Here is an 18,239-nt window from a genome sequence, read left to right as displayed (position 1 = left end):
AATTGTGGTTCTAGAGTGAACAAAGGTTTAAGTGATAGAGTTCATAACTGTCCCAGTTGTGGGGTCAAGATTGACCGGGATTGGAACAGCGGTATTAATATTTTGAATCGTGCGTTAATGGCGGTTGAACTACCGCTCAATGGCTGTGGTAAATCGATGATTGATATCGAGGATCAGCAAGTCTCATTCGTGAGTTTGGGAAGCCCACATCATAATCTCTGATTTGATGTGGGAGTAGTCACCTTCTGACAGAAGAGATAATTGTTAAACCTTTTTATTCAAACATTATTTATTTATGGATGGTATTACCTACAAGAAGCCAGAAACCCGATTTTTTTCAAAGATTTATCCTTGCAACGAGGTTTCTTTTTTAGAAATTACTATCTCATCAGATGTCCAATTTTGCAATAAATTAAGCAATCTTCATCGCTAGATAGAGTCTGAATATACCCTGGTGGATTCCGCAACCATGTTCCTTGGGGATAAACACCTTGTTCATCCTTCAATACACCTTCAAGGATAAAAATCTCTTCACCACCCCCATCCTCATTACTGGGGAGGGTTGTACCAGCTGCTAATTTAATCATAGCAACCTGCTCAGTCTGATATCTATGTAACGGCATTACTTGCAACCCGGGAACTTCTCCTGGCAACCATTTTGCTTGAGTGGTAGAGATGAGAACCCGTTGTTTATCCTCTGGCTCCATTTGCGAGAGTTTCACAAAAATAGTACAACCATCTTTACTATGAGGAGTATGACTAGAATTCACTGGGTTGCGGACATAGGTTCCAGGTTCATACTCTCCCTGCTCATCAGAAAAGACACCATCAAGTACCAAAAACTATTCTCCTCCACCATGGGTATGAGCTGAAAAGTAACTATTAGGAGCATAACGAACAATAGAAGTGGCACGACCGACTTCTTCTCCATCACGCTCCAACATCCGTCGCTGTACCCTTGCCATCGGTGAATCTCTCCAAGGCAAGTCTTCAGTAAACACAACAACACGTTCTTGTATATCGGTATTCAGTTTCATTAGTTACCTCAAATAATTTATAGCTTTCGCTTTTAACTAGCTATCAGCTATCAACATTTCAGCTAGCGTCCTAGGTCAGAAATGCGTTAACAGCTTTTTGAGCTTGGGTTATATAAAATCCGGTTTAACAGTTGTCCGCAGCGACGAAGCGGAAGCAATCTCAGGGGTGCGCCGAGATTGCTTCCTTCCACGGAGTGACCGTCGCTGCGGACTTGGGTATAGTAATTATCCGGATTTGATATTAATCCCTAGAACTCAAGCTTTGCATGGTTGAGTTTGGGTTGAAATTCTCTCTGATTCCTGTAGGGGCGATTCGCGAATCGCCCCTACTCCTAATTACACTAATGCTACCAGATTTGATATAACTCCTAAACTTACCCTTGAGCTAAAAAATAAGGACTGGTTAACTGCTCCAATTGTGTAATTAATAAACTGAGGAACAAACCAACATCTGTCACCACACCTATAGATTCAATGGAACCGCGATCGCTCAATTTAGTCACCACTGCTGGATTAATATCCACACAAACCATCTTCACTCCAGCAGGTGTCATATTCCCTACCCCAATAGAATGCAACATAGTTGACAACATTAAAACCATATCAGCACCTTTTAACAACTCAGCGTATTCTTCCTGTGCTTTAATCAAATCCATCTGAGTATCAGGTAGAGGTCCGTCATCACGAATTGAACCAGCTAAAACAAACGGCACATTATTCTTAACACACTCATACATCACCCCATGGGTAAGAACACCAGTCTCAACTGCTTTAGCAATGCTACCACAACGCCGAATAGTATTAATAGTCTTCAAATGATGTCGGTGCCCTCCATGAACTGCAACCCCCTGTTTCATATCCACACCGAGAGAAGTTCCCATGAGTGATTGTTCAATATCGTGAACTGCTATAGCATTACCGCCCAACAAAGCTTGTATATATCCCTGACGAATCAAACTTGCTAAATGTTGGCTACCCCCAGTGTGAATCACAACTGGACCTGCTGTAACTACTACTTTGCCTCCGCGATCGCGAATTTGCCGTAATTCCCAGGCTACTTGTTCAACTACTAATTCTACACGACGTTCGCTAGAAACGCCAGCAGACATAAAGCTGAACTCTTCTTGGTTTCGTTTTTCACGAGATTCTGTTTTCCGGATAGTGCGAATACCTACCACATCTACTACTACCTTTTCGCCAATTTTTACATCCCGTAGGACTTTGCATTTTGCTTGAATATGACCATCTACCTCAGTAATAGCGATCGCTCCATCCATCCTTTGATTTTGCACTCGTATCCACTGACCTTTAACTCTAACTTCAGTGGGATAAATAGTAGTAACATAAAAATTATCAGCAGCAACACCATTTTGTTCTACTGGCTCCAATTTAGCATCCTCAACATCTTCACTAGGAATTACTGCCCCGATATCAATAAGCTGACTCATTATTTCTTCCATGACTTCATGGGAAGGTGCAGAAACTTTCACTTCAGCAAGGGAAGTGCTTTGACGTTGTTCTCCGAGATTAAAGTTGACAACTTTGAAACTACCACCACCTTCAACTATTAAGTCTAAAGCTTGATTAATTAAGCCAGAATCAAGTAAATGTCCTTCCATGCGAACAGTGCGACTTTCGACCAGCACTCTAGCTTGATGATCGGGTATAATTGGTTCTGTGACTCGGAGGGTAAGACATTTTGCTGCACCACCTGCTTTCAGAAACTCACTTAGGGGTGTTTCAATAACATTAAAACCTGCTTCGGTAAGACCTGATTTCAAATCATCACTAACCTTGTTCATTATGATGGTTTGATTAATGTTAACTGCATTGCAGGCAAAGTTTACTGCATCTGCTTCTGCTACTATAATCCGTTTTTCTGGTGGCACTCGCATTTCAATGATACGGTTGGAGTAGGAGTCAAATGCGGGTGGATAATAGAGTAAGTAACCACCAGTTAGGGGACAGAAGCAGGTATCGAGGTGATAGAAACGCTCGTCTATGAGTCGCAGGGATAGCACCTCAATATCGAGCCATTTTGCTAGAAGTGGGTGGGAGTCTAGTTCCGAACGGAAACCATATCCTGCCCAGAGGTAACGACCTTCTCTGTCTAGGAGAGCATCTCCCGCACCTTCAAAGGGGAGGTCTTTGGGGAGTTCGTGAACGATGAAACCTTGGTCGAGGAACCATTCTTTGAAATGTGGTTCTTCTCCTTGACGTTCTTTGTGGTAGAAACGACTCAGAACAACTGTTTTGTCTAGAACTAGACCTGCATTAGCGGTAAATACCATGTCAGGCCAACCTTTTTGGGGTGGTACTAGGTCTACAATAGCGTGTTCTTTAATAATCTCATGGAGTTTGTGCCATTGTTCAACAGAGCGATCGCGCGAGGATTTATGGATGTTTCCCTCCATCCAAGGATTAATTACATAGTCCACATCGTAGTGGTCGGGGGAACATAAGAGAAAGCGAATTGAATCAGTCATAATTATTACCTGGCAGATGCTATATGTATAGGTCTACTGACTTTATTTGATAACCAATGGAAAACCCACTCCTAAAATTATTCAGGAGCGGAATTTTAGCGTAAAAAGGCTAACACTTTATATTATCACGGTAGGGACACATCTAATGCTTTTTTTTGAGGATAATTAGGGAGTGGGAAAAATAGGCCAGAGGACAAGGAACAAGCAAAAAATATTTACCGAGCTAATTAAAATAGTGCTTTATATTTGTCATGGTAGCTAGAGGAAGTTATCTCTCAAAAACAGGCTATTATTAGCAAAAAGTCTACTCGAGCATAATAAACTTTTATTAGCTTATAGGAGAAAAAGTTAAATGATGGATTTTTACAAGTATCATGCGCTAGGGAATGATTATATAATCATAGACCCTAATAAAACTGATATATACATTAACAAAGAAAATGTTGAAACTATATGCAGCCGGAATACTGGTCTAGGAAGCGATGGAATTTTATATGGTCCAATCTTTAACGATGGGAAAATTAACTTAAGAATATTTAACCCTGATGGTAGTGAAGCTGAAAAAAGTGGTAATGGAATCCGTATGTTTTCTAAATATCTCGGAGATGTTGGCTATATCAAAGAACGCACTTTTTCAATATCTACTGCAGGCGGTGAAGTATCTGTAGAAATAATTAATCTCAAGGATGGATTAATTAAAGTAGATATGGGCTTAACAACTTTTCAAAGTGACTTAATTCCAGTTGCAGGAGAGCGTCGAAAAGTAATACGAGAACCTATAAAAGTAGGTGATGAATCCTTAGAAGTAACCTGTATTTCTATTGGCAATCCTCATTGTGTTATTCCTCTAACAAACATCTCACAAGAGAGAGTGCTTCAACTAGGTCCAAAAATAGAAAATCACCCTATCTTCCCCAATAGAATCAATCTGCAGTTATTGCAGGTTCTTGATAGGTATAACATTCAAATAGAAATTTGGGAACGCGGTGCTGGATACACAATGGCTTCTGGCAGTAGTAGCTGTGCAGCTGCGAGCGTAGCTTACGAGTTAGGATTGGTGGAAAGAGAGGTAAAGGTACATATGCCAGGAGGTGAAATTGATATTGATATAAAGCCTAGTGGTCGTGTATACATGACTGGCGTGTCTAACGCTGTTGCTGAAGGTATGTTTTTACAAGAATTTAAAAGTATATTAATGGGAAAGTCATAATTCACTACCTTAAATACACCTGCCTGTATCAAGCGTCAGCTTTGAACATATGGTGGTACAAAAAAAGTAGTTATGACACCCGAATCCGTACCAATGCTACCGGACATAATATAATATCAAAAATATCAAAAATTTAGGTAGCAGATTTAATATGTCAACTTTCATTAAAATCTTAGTTAATACCTTTTATTATATGCGGATTTGGTATAAATACATTCCAATCAATATAGAATTAAATTACTGGTTACTACCTCACCAGTTTGAAAAAATATTGGAGTGAATAATGAGCGACAAGATTTTGCAGCTAACCGATGACGGTTTTGAAAACGATGTAATCAACGCTGCAGGCCCTTTCCTAGTGGACTTTTGGGCTGAATGGTGTGGTCAATGTAAAATGATCGCGCCGATTCTTGATGAGATCGCAGACGAGTACGAAGGCAAGCTAACGGTAGGTAAACTGAATATCGACCAGAACGCGGGCACGCCACCAAAGTTTGGTATTCGCGGCATCCCAACTCTGCTTCTGTTTAAAGATGGTGCTGTAGCAGCAACTAAGGTTGGTGCACTTTCTAAGACTCAACTGAAAGAGTTGTTAGAGGCAAACCTTTAATCTTTGCAAGTCCTTGCTAAACCGCGCTAATTTAAAGCGCGGTTTTGTTTTTGTATCTCAACAATATAGTCATTTCAAATAAGGATGAAACACTTTTTTGGCTGAAACCCTTTCTAGGTAAAGAAACACTCGTCCCAGTCTTATTCAGAATGACTATAACTTCTAACTTCTGACTTTTTACTTCATCAAGTCTATGCTTCTTCTGCCGCCTGCTGTATTAACTTTCGAGCTACGGACTGAGTACCTGTATGTTGAAAGTAATTTGTAGCTTTATCTAGAAATGCAGCTACAAAGTCTAAACTATCATCAGAAAATTCTATAAAGCCACCAATACTGTCAAAAATACCTTCTGGCGTTAGACCAGCAGAACCAATCAAGTTATCCATCCATCCCTGAACTGCTCCGAAAGTATTAGCAACAAAGCCAAATTTGTCATCTCCTGGAATAGAATCACTAATAGGTCTAAAAGCAGGATTTTCTGCTAAAGCACCTTCACCTTCTCGCTCAAGGGTATCTTGTACTTTTTGCAGGAAGTCTGGACCCAGAGGCAGCAAACCATCAAGAGAAACCAAGGCAGCCATTCGCATTAGAGATGGACCACTATACTCCTCAGTCAGGTTTGTAACAAACTCTCCTGGATTAAGAATAGGCAGGCCATTGAGTTTACTATAGGCTATCAATTCTGCTACAATTTTCAGACATAGGTCAGCAGATTGAGTTGTGTCAGCTTTGGGAGTTATCTTGTTGAGAAAGCCTAGAAGGCCGATTTTTTCCCCTATTTTGTTGGCCATAGCTGCTGTACCAAGGGCACCGTCTAAATTATCAACTAGGTTGTAATACCACATAGCTCCCTGGTATCCATTATCCACGTCATTATATAGCTCGATCGCTTTGTTACGGATATCTAGAATTCTGTCTGCTTCAGACTCACCTGTAATTACTTCAATAGTTTTATCACAACCTACTACATTTTCCCACTCACCAGGAACTACAAAATCTAGGGCATTGAGTGTTTTTACTGTTAGATTATTACTTGGTAGTTCATCCAGTAATTCAATAATTGAATCGCTCACTTTTGACTCCTTTTTTTTGTTAGTAGTTTACGTTTTAGCTCTTCATTATTATTGATTGTATCTGTGTATTGTCATCAAAGTTTTTTTTACACAATTCTTAGTATTCTGAGATTATTTTATTAATTTAGACACAGTAAATTTTACCTGTTTTTTGTGGCAAAAATTAAGCACAATTACAGGTACTTTTCTTTATTTATATTTAGTTCAGGACTTACGCACCCAAACAAGAAACTGGGTTTATTGCTCTGATTATTGTTTTTCGCGCTAGATGCGAAATTTCATCGATAAACCCGGTTTCTGCATAAGTCCTATAGTTATTATTTCTATCTTTAAGATAGAAAATTATGATTTTGATTAATGCTTAACTACTTTTGATTTAGGAAATTCAAAATGGTTAAGCGATCGGAGTAAAGATGCAGAGTCTTATTATTGCAATAGCTCTCACTCATATGCGATCGTCTCTTTTTAAGATTACAGGAATTACACATACCGAACCCAGAAACCCGGTTTTTCGTAGTAGATGTCTATAATATTCAAACCAACTATTTCTCCTAGAAACCGAGTTTATTTGGGTTAAGTTCTCACATTAAATAATTAATTTCTAGCAATGTCTCAAATAACGAGCATATACATAACCATAACAAGGATATGAAATTTTTGCCCAACCATCATGGTAACCAATAACACGGACACGGGTACCTCGATGTAATACGTTTATAACCCTACCCCAAGGATATTTTCTCACTCGCAAATTTTTATAATGAGTTGCTACTCGACGACACTTGCCATAAGACCTGCCATGATATCGGTGAGCGAGTCGATCTTCTGCTTTAGCTTCAGTGGGAACTGTAGTTACTTGCTCATCAACAAGGGGAGTCTTTTGAGATGATACTGCTGCTATAGAAGTAAGACCGATACCAGAAACAGCAGCAATAGATAATATTGTACTCATTGCTACAGATTTTGTCCAAGTCATCATCTGTTTCATTTTCTATTCCTCAATTATGATTTCATAACCCCTGATATCCTATTTATCCTCTCAGAAAAGATTGCCTAAGACAATACATTTAATATTAATTTTATTTAATCAAATATTGTTATCTGTCCATTGAGCAAACTATTTTATTTGGAGCCTGTTCTCTATATTTTTTGTCCCTATTTTAGTCATGGTTTACCCAAAGAAATGATTTAGCAATGAACCACTATATTTATGTATAATAATTATCCTATTAATGAGGTAAAGTATTTTTTCTCTCCCCCTATTCTCAGAGCTGGTGTTCCCTAAAATCCGAAACTTTTTTCTCTCACCCAATTTGAGAAACGTTACATCTAAATCAAGTATAGATACAGCTCTAAAATTGCCATTAAAATATTGACATTAAACTTATAGTATGATAAGCACAGAAAAGAGTAATTCTTGCTCATCAGTCTATTTTTATTCCCTAGTCAAAAATTTTTATGTCATCTAATCAAAAAATTTACGAAGGCAAAGCTAAAATTCTCTATACTACTGACGACCCAGAAATATTGCTGACTTATTTTAAGGATGATGCTACAGCATTTAATGCTCAAAAAAAAGGCACAATAGCTGGTAAAGGTATTATCAACTGCACTATTTCCAGTTATATATTTAAGTTACTAGAAGCCCAGAGTATACCTACTCATTTTATTGATTGTCCCGCATCAGATAAAATGCGAGTTCAAAGGGTAACAATTTTACCTATAGAAGTTATTGTGAGAAATATTGCTGCTGGTAGTCTTTGCCGACAAACAGGATTAACAGAAGGAACTATCTTGAAATTTCCCTTGGTAGAATATTGTTACAAAAATGATAGTCTGCAAGACCCACTTCTGACACGCGATCGCCTCTTGCTACTAGAATTAGCTACCCCAGAACAATTAGAGCAAATACGAACCTTTGCGGTGAAAATTAATGATATTCTGATAAATTTCTTTAACCAATGCCAAATTACTCTTGTGGACTTCAAAATCGAATTTGGCCTAGATAAGCATAAAAATTTGATTCTAGCAGATGAAATAAGTCCAGATAGCTGCCGACTTTGGGACCAATCTCAAACAGACCCAAACCAGCGAGTTATGGACAAAGACCGATTCCGTCGGGATCTTGGTAACGTAGAAACCGGGTATCAACAAGTCCTAGAAAGGATTTTAGCTCATAAAGGTTGAGATACCCGTCAATAGTGTACAATTTTACGGTTTGTATGAAAATTTCACTGGTGTGTGGATTGTACGGGATAGTAATGATATGCGCTTGTCTCCGTTTTTGGTGGCCATTTTTGCTGCTTCAACAACTTTTGGGATCTCAAAGTCTGCTAATGCTCAAATATCAGAAACTGATATAGATACTGATTTTATTTCTCTATCAATTAGTTCAAAAACAGAATTTTCTCAACTTTCTTCTGCCAAATCTTTTTTAGAGTTAGGGTCTAGTTTCTCTTCACAACTATTATTTGGTAGTAGCAAGAGTTTGTTTAGTAAATCTTGGTCGGAACCAGAAGTCAAGTTAGAATTTTATGGTTTATTAAAGGTTAAAGAAGTTACAAAATTATCTTCTGTTTCTAAAAAAGGGTTGGCTCAATTTTTGGCTTTAGATGTTTTGGAAAAGACGGAAATTCCTCAACTAACCCTAATTAATAAATCAGGAGAAACTAAATCTGAAACTTTAGTAAATCAAGAGTTTGCTGTTACTATTCCGACTACAGAAATAGTTGATAATGAGATTCAAAATTCTCAGACTGTAGTTTTGAAAAAATCAACAGAAAATAAATCACCATTAGTAAATAAACAATTTATTGCTACTATTCCCACTACAGAAATAGTTGATAATCAGAGTGAAAATTCTCAGACTGTAGTTTTGAAAAAATCAACAGAAACTAAATCTGAAACTTTAGTAAATAAACAATTTGCTGCTACTATTCCCACTACAGAAATAGTTGATAATCAGAGTGAAAATTCTCAGACTGTAGTTTTGAAAAAATCAACAGAAACTAAATCTGAAACTTTAGTAAATAAACAATTTGCTGCTACTATTCCCACTACAGAAATAGTTGATAATGAGATTCAAAATTCTCAGACTGTAGTTTTGAAAAAATCAACAGAAACTAAATCTGAAACTTTAGTAAATAAACAATTTGCTGCTACTATTCCCACTACAGAAATAGTTGATAATCAGAGTGAAAATTCTCAGACTGTAGTTTTGAAAAAATCAACAGAAACTAAATCTGAAACTTTAGTAAATAAACAATTTGCTGCTACTATTCCCACTACAGAAATAGTTGATAATGAGATTCAAAATTCTCAGACTGTACTTTTGACAAAATCAACAGAAACTAAATCTGAAACTTTAGTAAATAAACAATTTGCTGCTACTATTCCGACTACAGAAATAGTTGATAATGAGATTCAAAATTCTCAGACTGTACTTTTGACAAAATCAACAGAAACTAAATCTGAAACTTTAGTAAATAAACAATTTGCTGCTACTATTCCGACTACAGAAATAGTTGATAATGAGATTCAAAATTCTCAGACTGTACTTTTGACAAAATCAACAGAAAATAAATCTGAAACTTTAGTAAATCAAGAGTTTGCTGTTACTATTCCGACCACAGAAATAGTTGATAATCAGAGTGAAAATTCTCAGACTGTAGTTTTGGCAAAATCAACAGAAACTAAATCTGAAACTTTAGTAAATAAACAATTTGCTGCTACTATTCCCACTACAGAAATAGTTGATAATCAGAGTGAAAATTCTCAGACTGTAGTTTTGGCAAAATCAACAGAAACTAAATCTGAAACTTTAGTAAATCAAGAGTTTGCTGCTACTATTCCGACCACAGAAATAGTTGATAATGAGATTCAAAATTCTCAGACTGTACTTTTGACAAAATCAACAGAAAATAAATCTGAAACTTTAGTAAATAAACAATTTGCTGCTACTATTCCCACTACAGAAATAGTTGATAATGAGATTCAAAATTCTCAGACTGTACTTTTGACAAAATCAACAGAAAATAAATCTGAAACTTTAGTAAATAAACAATTTGTTGCGACTATTATTCCCACCACAGAAATAGTTGATAATCAGAGTGAAAATTCTCAGACTGTATTTGGGGAAAAATCAACAGAAAATAAATCTGAAACTTTAGTAAATAAACAATTTGTTGCGACTATTATTCCCACCACAGAAATAGTTGATAATCAGAGTGAAAATTCTCAGACTTTACTTTGGGGAAAATCAACAGAAAATAAATCTGAAACTTTATTAAATAAACAATTTCACCCCATCATTTTTCAAGGAAATAATTTAATAAATAGCGAAATTATTCAAAATCAACAGAAATTCACATCAACATCATTGACATTAGACCAAGCAGATAACTTGGTCAAAATATCATCACCAGAAGATGAAGTTGTAGAACCAGATAGCAATACCACACCTACCCCAACAGAATCAGAACAATATACTCCCTCTCCATCACAACAAGCACAAACCTCTACAGAAGAAGGAGAACCTCTGGTGCTAGTAGCTGAAGTTGTAGTTATTGGAGTAGACGGAGAACTCGAAGATCAAGTTTACCAAGTCATTAGCACTCAACCAGGACGGACAACCACACGCTCTCAACTACAAAAAGATATTAACTCTATCTTTGCCACTGGTTTCTTCCGAAATGTGAAAGCAGTACCTGAAGATACTCCCCTAGGTGTAAGAATTACTTTTGAAGTCGAACCAAACCCTGTATTAAGTTCCGTAATAATAGAAGGTGCAGAAGTATTTCCTGAGAGTGAAACAGAGAGAATATTTAGCGAGCAATATGGTGAAACTCTAAACTTGAAAGTTTTTGAAGGAGGTGTCGAACAAGTCAACCAGTGGTATCAAGACAATGGTTATGTTCTCGGACAAGTTATCGGTGCGCCTGAAGTCGGTGATGATGGTACTGTCACCTTAGAAGTTGCAGAGGGAGAAATTAAAGATATTCAGGTGCGGTTCCTGAATTCAGACGGAGAAACAGTAGATGAAGAAGGTGAACCCATAGAAGGTCGTACCCGTGAATATATTATCACTAGAGAAATTGAACTGAAACCAGGAGATATATTTCGGCGACAGACAGCAGAAAAAGATATTAGAAGAGTTTTTGGTTTAGGAATTTTTGAAGATGTGAGATTGGGGTTAGAACCATCACCAGACGATCCTAATACGGCAGTTGTAATTGTGAATATTGTAGAGAAGAGTACGGGTTCTCTAGCATTTGGTGGTGGGGTTAGTTCTGCAAGTGGGTTGTTTGGTACAGTGAGTTATCAACAGCAAAATATTGGTGGTAATAATCAAAAATTAGGTGGTGAGTTTCAGGTTGGTGAACGATTAGTATTAGCAGATGTTAGTTTTACAGATCCTTGGGTGGGTGGAGACGATCATCGACTCTCTTACACGGTTAATGCTTTCAGACGGCGAGCTATTTCAGTAATTTTTGATTCTGATGATGAGAACGACCAGCGCGATGTCGATCTACCTAATGGTGACAACCCACGGGTTATTCGTACAGGGGGTGGAGTTAGTTTCACTCGTCCGTTTATTCCTAACCCGTTTGTCGATCCAAAGTGGACTGCTTCTTTGGGATTAAAATATGAACGGGTAGAAATTCAGGATAGTGATGGTGATGTTGAACCCAGGGATGAATTAGGTAATAAATTAACTGCTGATGATTCTGGGGAAGACGATCTATTGACGATTCAATTTGGTATTGTCAACGACCGACGCAATAATCCCCGACAACCTACTTCTGGTAGTTTGCTGCGGTTTGGTACAGAACAGTCTATTCCTATAGGTTCAGCAGAAATTGCTATGAATCGTTTGCGCGGTAATTTCAGTTATTTTATTCCAGTAAATTTTACAAGGTTTGCTGACGGACCTGAAGCTTTAGCTTTTAATATACAAGCAGGTCATATAATTGGAGACTTACCTCCTTATGAAGCTTTTCCTCTAGGTGGTACTAATACAGTCCGTGGATATGATGAGGGTTCGGTGGGAGCAGGTCGTACTTTTGTCTTGGGAACTGTTGAGTATCGCTTTCCTCTCTTTAAGTTTCTTGGTGGTGCTTTATTTGTGGATGCTGCGACAGTATTTGATAGTCAAAGTTCTGTAATTGGTAACCCTGGAGGTGTGCGGGAGAAACCAGGAGATGGTATAGGTTATGGTGCTGGTATCCGGGTACAGTCTCCTCTTGGTCCGATTAGAATTGATTACGCTATTAATGATGAAGGTGATACTCGTTTCCACTTTGGTATTGGCGAGCGGTTTTAGTGAAGTCAGAAGTTAGAACTCAGAAGTCAGAAGTAATTTCTGACTAAATTTTCGGTGCGTTCATGTTTCCCTAGGGGATGCTACCGGAATTTGCTACTTCTCATTCAGAAGTCAGAAGTAATATCGGTACTATTGAGGCGCCGTAGGGGTTTGGTCACCAAACCCAAACCCTATACCAATTCACTTTAAAACCGATAAAATCTTACTTTGATAATAGTTTTCATGATTAGTAGACCACAAAGTAGGGACGTTGCATACAACGTCCCTACAGGGGTAGCTAGAACTGCTTTGCAATCTTCGATCGCCATCTCGATCAAAATCTATCACAGCATACAGCACTTTTGCTGATTGATGACCTCACGTCATAACCAAAACCCAGTAGAGACTTTCCATGGAAGGTCCCTACTGTGGTCTACCGTGCAGGAAAACTGCTGTAAGTTCCACTTATATCATGTCCGGTTGAATAGTTATAATTAAAGTTCACTGAGTTTTTGGTGTGTTCATGTTTCCCTACAGGAACAGAATTTAAGATGCACCCAAGATAGTCATTTCACTTATCAGTATCTCAAGAATAGGAAGGCTTGAAATCCGGAATTTTCTTTTTTATCCCCTTGCAAAGAGGAGGCTTGAGACCTTATTTATTTGGTCAAAAGTTATGTATTAATACCCAAAGGTTGGAAGTCAGGATTTGGGTAAGCAAATTATTCAATTAGTATGGATACTCTATTTCTATTTCTACTATTAGACATCTCCAGAAAAGAGGGAACACTTAACTGGGGGGAGTAATTGATAATTTATGGATAGGAATTGATTTGATTTTTCATTTTTGGAGATGTCTATTTATCTGTCTCGCTCTTCACCTGCTGTAATATTGTCCTCATCTGTTTGATCTGCCTGAGCAATAACTTCCCATGGCCTTTGTCGATCCAATTTTAATTGTTTTTGAGCAGTGAAATTACTCGTAATTGCTGGAATCATATTGAGTCCTGTTAATACAGAACTGACAAGAATGATTGAAACTATGTATTTAGACATTATTTAAAGATTGGTAACAGCGTGTATTCTCTTATTCACAATTCGTATTGAGAATCCGGAAATATACACATTTAGATGTTTGACATTGCTAAATCCGGTTTTCCTACACAAGATGACAAATGGAAAACGCTGAGGGTTTGCGCACCGAAAACTCACTCATACCAAATCCCCATTGGTAAGAGGGTATTGAAAAAAGTTGAAGCTTTGCTGTACATGGAATTTGGGGATGAGACAAGCACCCTTTAATAACTGGATTTAGTATCAGAGATTACTTTTGATTTTTGCATGAGTGACTTTTGACTTGCACGTAGCGCTATATTAGAAGGGCCATCTACATCAAATCGTTTGGATAAATATTTGCGACAAATTTTTTTCTCTATTTCCTATTCCCTATTCCCTATTCCCTATTTCCTGTTGCTTTTTGCCTATCAACACAGCGCGTGTCACATTTTTGTATCGGTAGTCCTAAAATATGTAAGGATATTAGCTGGTAGATTCCTTTCATTCTCAGGAGATAAGCTGCATCAAAGATTATGGTGGGAGACTTCTATTGGAAACCTGTTAATATTATGTCCCCTTAATTAGTGATAGAACTCCGTTCCGCTTACGCGTTACATATCGCGTTACATATCGCGCAGCAAAAGCGTTAACGCGCGTTGTGCGCCAGCTAAACAAAAAAACTTTCTCCTCCCTGTTCCCTGTTTCCTATTCCCTGTTTCCTATGGCCATTTATTTATAACTATTCACCTGGACATGATATAACTTCAGTTAGGGGCAGAAAAAAGCTCCTTTGTTTTAACAAGCGTCAAGTTGATTAGCTAGCTATACTTTGTAATTATCGCCTTTTAGAGATAGCAGTGCTATATTTGTAGCTAATGCTTTGACGAAGTTCCTGAAACTTAAAGTTGAATCTTGCTAATGGCAATATTTCCACCAAAGCAAACATCTACATCTGTTCCTGGAGCGCGATCGCGTTCTTCATATTTCCCTGAATAATAAAAATCTTCTCCTTCCTGATGATAAGCTACTGGCAATGGTTGGGTAGATGGTACGCAAAATACCATTTTTGGGTCTGGTGCTTCCGGTTCTAAATGGGGAAAATTTACATTCCAAAAAGTTCCTGGTTCAATGGAGCGGTTGAGTAAATCTGTTAATACTATTTTGGCTAAACGAGTTACTCTTGGCCAGTCCACAGGTTTTTTTCCTTGACGATATTGAGACAGGGCGATTCCTGGGATTCTATGAAATGCTGCTTCCCTTACTGCTGCTACTGTTCCAGATATGTAGATATCTACACCCATGTTACCTCCTGAGTTAATACCTGACAGCACCCATTTGACATTTTTACTTATGTGTGTTATCGCGATTCTAGTACAATCTGCTGGTGTACCTGCGATCGCATACTCAACCTCAGACAGACGTTGCATATTAATTGGCCCGTTAGTAGTAACTTGATGCCCACAACCAGAGAATTGTCCCTGGGGAGCAACTATAATATTTTCGTCGAAAGATGGTAGAGGTAGATCGGCATTATTCACAGCTTCCCAAAGTGCTTTAATACCTGGAGCATTAATTCCATCATCATTAGTTAGAATAAATGTCATATTTCTTAATAATTTTAACTAGGCTAACATATATAACATAAAAAAAGATATATTTATGTACTATATAATACATCTTTTTCGATATCAAAAGTAATATTAATCGAATAATATTTATTGCCTGAAAACCTGAACTGATATTAATTGCAGACAATTTTATTAAAAAAAAAGTAACGAGAGGAGAATCAATACTATGTTAAGTCGATTATATGAAAAATAGTATTATGTTAAACTATTCATAAACTAAAGATAAAGAGTGAAAAATCAATGTATGTCACTACCTGCAGTTTTACACCCTGATATAGTTGAGTTTCTCCGAAAAGATGTAGAAAGTAATTTGCAAAAGAAAGTATGGGAATGTATTCAAAGACTGAAACAGCAAAAATTTAATAGTGGATTGCGGGTAAAAAAACTAAAAGGAATAAACAAAAGAGTATGGGAAGCTAGAATTAATAGTGCTAGTCGCTTAATTTTTACCTACGATAAATCACAGCGACCAGAAACAGGAAAAGCGCAAGTTTATCTAGCGATTCAAGATATTTGTGTAGACCATGATGATGTATCTCGACGTGCTAAAGCAAGGCAAAAAAGCCCTGATTCTGAATGGTTAGAGACAGCAGAATTTGAAGTAATTGTAGAGACCAGAAATTTCAAAATTTATGATAATGATACAGATAAAAATATATCATATTCATCAGTAGAAAAAGCAAATATTGAAGTAGTGAAAGCTTTGGATTTGGAAACCAACTCAGATTTAACAGATGACGAATTGTTAGGAAATATTCAGTGGCGAGTATTAGAGTCAGAAACAGAATGGCAAAAAGCGATTATTGAGCAAAATACGGATTTACCCTTAAAGCTGACTCCAGAAGAATATAAGTTGGCTAAACTGTCAGGAAATCTATTACTAAATGGCAGTGCTGGTACAGGAAAAACTACAGTAGCATTATATAGAATGCTCCAAAAAAAACAGTATAGCAATTTAGAAAAACGTTTATATATTGCTTATAATGATTTGCTAGTTAATAATGCTGAAGAACAATTTTATAAAATAGTCACTACCAATCGTCAATTAGAAATAGAATCAAATAATTCAAATAACCAAGTAATTTTTGAGTTTAAAAATCTCCATAAACTATGTTTAGAAATCCTCAAAAATCATCAAAAAATATATTATCCGCAAGATGAAGTAAACTATCAAGTTTTTTCAGAAATGTACAAAGCACATCCTGGGAAAAAACAATATCCAACAACTTTAGTATGGGAAGAAATTAGAGGTATAATTAAAGGCAAACAGCTAGCAACTACAGAAAATATTTTATCTGAGAAAGAATATGAAAAAATTAGTAGAAATAGCATTATGTTAATGCCTAATAAATATCGAAGAGAAATATATAAAATAGCAGAATGGTATCAAAAAAAGCTCCACAAAGAAAAATTATATGATGAAATAGATTTAGTCAGACAAGTGTTGAAATTGCTGAAAAATAATTCTAGAAAAAAATATGATTTAATTGTTTGTGACGAAGTACAAGACTTGACAGAAATACAACTAGAGTTGTTATTTAATTTAATTGCTCCGAGTGGAAATTTATTTTTTGCTGGAGATTCTTATCAAATGATTAGTCCTAGTGATTTTCGATGGGAAACACTAAAAGATAAATTTTATCCCCACAGAAAAGTAGATCAACAAACTTTGAAATTTAACTTCCGCAGTGTAGGAAGCTTAGTAAAATTAGCGAACCAACTGCTAAAATTGCGTTCTCGATACTTAGCAGAATCTACAGGATATTATTCAAGGACTAATAGTATTTATGGTCAACTAGCTAGATTAATTTCAGGAGATAATCAAACATTAGTAAAAATCTTAAAGGAAACATCCCTATGTCCTGGTGATGCTATTTTAGTGAGACAAGAATCAGATAAAGAAAAAATTAGAGCCGAATTAAATTCGAGTTTTGTTTTTACAATTGAAGAAATAAAAGGATTAGAATTCGATACAGTTTTTATCGTAGATTTTTTTCAGCCACAAGCAAAACTTTGGGGTAAAGCAATACGAGGTGGGGTACTAAAAGAAAAAGAAAAACCACAACTGCAACTAGAATTAAACTTACTTTATGTAGCAATTACCCGTGCCAGCAGAATATTAAATATTTGGGAATTAACGCCTAGTCAGCTTTGGCAAGAACCAGAATTAATAGGTTTATTTCAGTCAATAATTCCCGAATTAGTAAGAAGCGACCGTATAGAACCTAGCCCAGAAACATGGCGTAAACAAGGACAATATTATCTAAAAGCTGAGTTTTATCAACAAGCACAAGAATGCTTTACTAAATCTGGCGATGTAATTTTAGAGAAACAAGCTCAAGGCAAATTACTAATTCAAAAACAAGCTTATAATGAAGCAGCAGAAATTTTTGTTGAATTAAAAGAATGGCAAGATGCAGCACTGTTATTTGAAAAAGTAGAACAATGGCAACAAGCAGCAAAATATTGGGCAAAGATTGGAGAATATAATAAGCAAAAAATTTGTGAAGCTTCTCAACTAGAAGCAAGCCAAAAATGGTCAGAAGCAGCTAAAAAATGGGAAGAAATTGCAGATTTTGCTAATGCTAAACGGTGCTGGATGAATATTCCTGAAAAAAAAGCAGAATACCGCGCCATTGAATTTGAAAAGAAGAAACAATGGCTGAAAGCAGCTACTGAATACGACTTAGCAAAAATGCCTCAGAAAGCAGCATTTTGCAGAGCTAGAGAATTTGAAAAGAAAAAAAAATGGGAAGAGTCTATTACCCAATATGAAATAGCTGGTATGGTGGAAAAAGCTGAAAAATGTCGCCAGCAAGGAGCATATGCACTGAATCA

General features: G+C 36.8%; 12 protein-coding genes and 1 pseudogene. 6 read left to right on the top strand and 7 right to left on the bottom strand.

From position 1 onward, the window contains the following. A partial coding sequence (locus F6K22_RS07620) for a zinc ribbon domain-containing protein (RefSeq protein ID WP_293095372.1) occupies positions 1–222 on the top strand: 222 nt, incomplete at its 5' end. A gap of 158 nt (positions 223–380) precedes the next feature. Here F6K22_RS07620 and F6K22_RS07615 read toward each other — a convergent pair. The 3 genes and pseudogenes from F6K22_RS07615 to argZ all read right to left on the bottom strand — a co-directional run bounded on the left by F6K22_RS07615 (position 381) and on the right by argZ (position 3,523). Beyond that, a complete protein-coding gene (locus F6K22_RS07615) occupies positions 381–707 on the bottom strand; it encodes a cupin domain-containing protein (protein WP_293095374.1) in 327 nt (108 codons plus the stop codon). A gap of 9 nt (positions 708–716) precedes the next feature. Next, positions 717–1,037: pseudogene (locus F6K22_RS07610) on the bottom strand (cupin domain-containing protein); the annotation flags it as partial. A 374-nt stretch (positions 1,038–1,411) separates the two neighbouring features. Continuing rightward, a complete protein-coding gene (gene argZ / locus F6K22_RS07605) occupies positions 1,412–3,523 on the bottom strand; it encodes a bifunctional arginine dihydrolase/ornithine cyclodeaminase (RefSeq protein ID WP_293095369.1) in 2,112 nt (703 codons plus the stop codon). Positions 3,524–3,875: 352 nt separating this feature from the next. Here argZ and dapF point away from each other — a divergent pair, with 352 nt between their 5' ends. Continuing rightward, on the top strand, positions 3,876–4,733 hold the full coding sequence (gene dapF / locus F6K22_RS07600) for a diaminopimelate epimerase (protein ID WP_293095366.1): 858 nt from the start codon (positions 3,876–3,878) through the stop codon (positions 4,731–4,733). Between the two features lie 283 nt (positions 4,734–5,016). Then, positions 5,017–5,343 carry a thioredoxin TrxA gene (gene trxA, locus F6K22_RS07595; RefSeq protein WP_293095363.1) on the top strand — a complete coding sequence of 109 codons (327 nt, stop codon included), beginning with the start codon at positions 5,017–5,019 and terminating at the stop codon, positions 5,341–5,343. 191 nt (positions 5,344–5,534) lie between these two features. Here the strand turns inward: trxA and F6K22_RS07590 are convergent, their stop codons facing one another. Both F6K22_RS07590 and F6K22_RS07585 read right to left on the bottom strand, forming a co-directional pair. After that, positions 5,535–6,416 carry a hypothetical protein gene (locus tag F6K22_RS07590; protein ID WP_293095360.1) on the bottom strand — a complete coding sequence of 294 codons (882 nt, stop codon included), beginning with the start codon at positions 6,414–6,416 and terminating at the stop codon, positions 5,535–5,537. 601 nt (positions 6,417–7,017) lie between these two features. Continuing rightward, positions 7,018–7,404: an SH3 domain-containing protein gene (locus F6K22_RS07585; RefSeq protein ID WP_293095357.1), complete on the bottom strand. Its 387-nt coding sequence runs from the start codon at positions 7,402–7,404 to the stop codon at positions 7,018–7,020. A gap of 470 nt (positions 7,405–7,874) precedes the next feature. Here F6K22_RS07585 and purC point away from each other — a divergent pair, with 470 nt between their 5' ends. After that, positions 7,875–8,603, top strand: a complete 729-nt coding sequence (gene purC, locus F6K22_RS07580; protein ID WP_293095354.1) for a phosphoribosylaminoimidazolesuccinocarboxamide synthase — start codon at positions 7,875–7,877, stop codon at positions 8,601–8,603. Positions 8,604–8,655: 52 nt separating this feature from the next. Further along, the gene (locus F6K22_RS41795; protein WP_363273044.1) at positions 8,656–12,738 is read left to right on the top strand and encodes a BamA/TamA family outer membrane protein; all 4,083 of its coding nucleotides are present in this window, start codon (positions 8,656–8,658) and stop codon (positions 12,736–12,738) included. Between the two features lie 840 nt (positions 12,739–13,578). Here F6K22_RS41795 and F6K22_RS07570 read toward each other — a convergent pair. Together F6K22_RS07570 and surE are read right to left on the bottom strand one after the other, a co-directional pair. Continuing rightward, on the bottom strand, positions 13,579–13,773 hold the full coding sequence (locus F6K22_RS07570) for a hypothetical protein (RefSeq protein WP_293095351.1): 195 nt from the start codon (positions 13,771–13,773) through the stop codon (positions 13,579–13,581). Positions 13,774–14,672: 899 nt separating this feature from the next. Then, a complete protein-coding gene (gene surE, locus F6K22_RS07565; protein WP_293095348.1) occupies positions 14,673–15,377 on the bottom strand; it encodes a 5'/3'-nucleotidase SurE in 705 nt (234 codons plus the stop codon). Between the two features lie 253 nt (positions 15,378–15,630). Between surE and F6K22_RS07560 the strand changes: the two genes are divergently transcribed. Further along, positions 15,631–18,239: UvrD-helicase domain-containing protein (locus F6K22_RS07560; RefSeq protein ID WP_293095345.1), on the top strand; the 2,609-nt coding region annotated here is incomplete at its 3' end.

Source organism: Okeania sp. SIO2F4 (assembly GCF_010672385.1).
Classification (GTDB): Bacteria; Cyanobacteriota; Cyanobacteriia; order Cyanobacteriales; family Microcoleaceae; genus Trichodesmium.
This window is presented reverse-complemented; position numbering and strand designations above follow the sequence as displayed.

Bases quoted from the DNA above. Each gene is read 5' to 3' on its own strand.
- F6K22_RS07615 (WP_293095374.1), bottom strand. From the start codon at position 707: ATGGAGCCAGAGGATAAACAACGGGTTCTCATCTCTACCACTCAAGCA.
- F6K22_RS07570 (WP_293095351.1), bottom strand. From the start codon at position 13,773: ATGTCTAAATACATAGTTTCAATCATTCTTGTCAGTTCTGTATTAACA.
- F6K22_RS07585 (WP_293095357.1), bottom strand. From the start codon at position 7,404: ATGAAACAGATGATGACTTGGACAAAATCTGTAGCAATGAGTACAATA.
- purC (WP_293095354.1), top strand. From the start codon at position 7,875: ATGTCATCTAATCAAAAAATTTACGAAGGCAAAGCTAAAATTCTCTAT.
- argZ (WP_293095369.1), bottom strand. From the start codon at position 3,523: ATGACTGATTCAATTCGCTTTCTCTTATGTTCCCCCGACCACTACGAT.
- surE (WP_293095348.1), bottom strand. From the start codon at position 15,377: ATGACATTTATTCTAACTAATGATGATGGAATTAATGCTCCAGGTATT.
- trxA (WP_293095363.1), top strand. From the start codon at position 5,017: ATGAGCGACAAGATTTTGCAGCTAACCGATGACGGTTTTGAAAACGAT.
- dapF (WP_293095366.1), top strand. From the start codon at position 3,876: ATGATGGATTTTTACAAGTATCATGCGCTAGGGAATGATTATATAATC.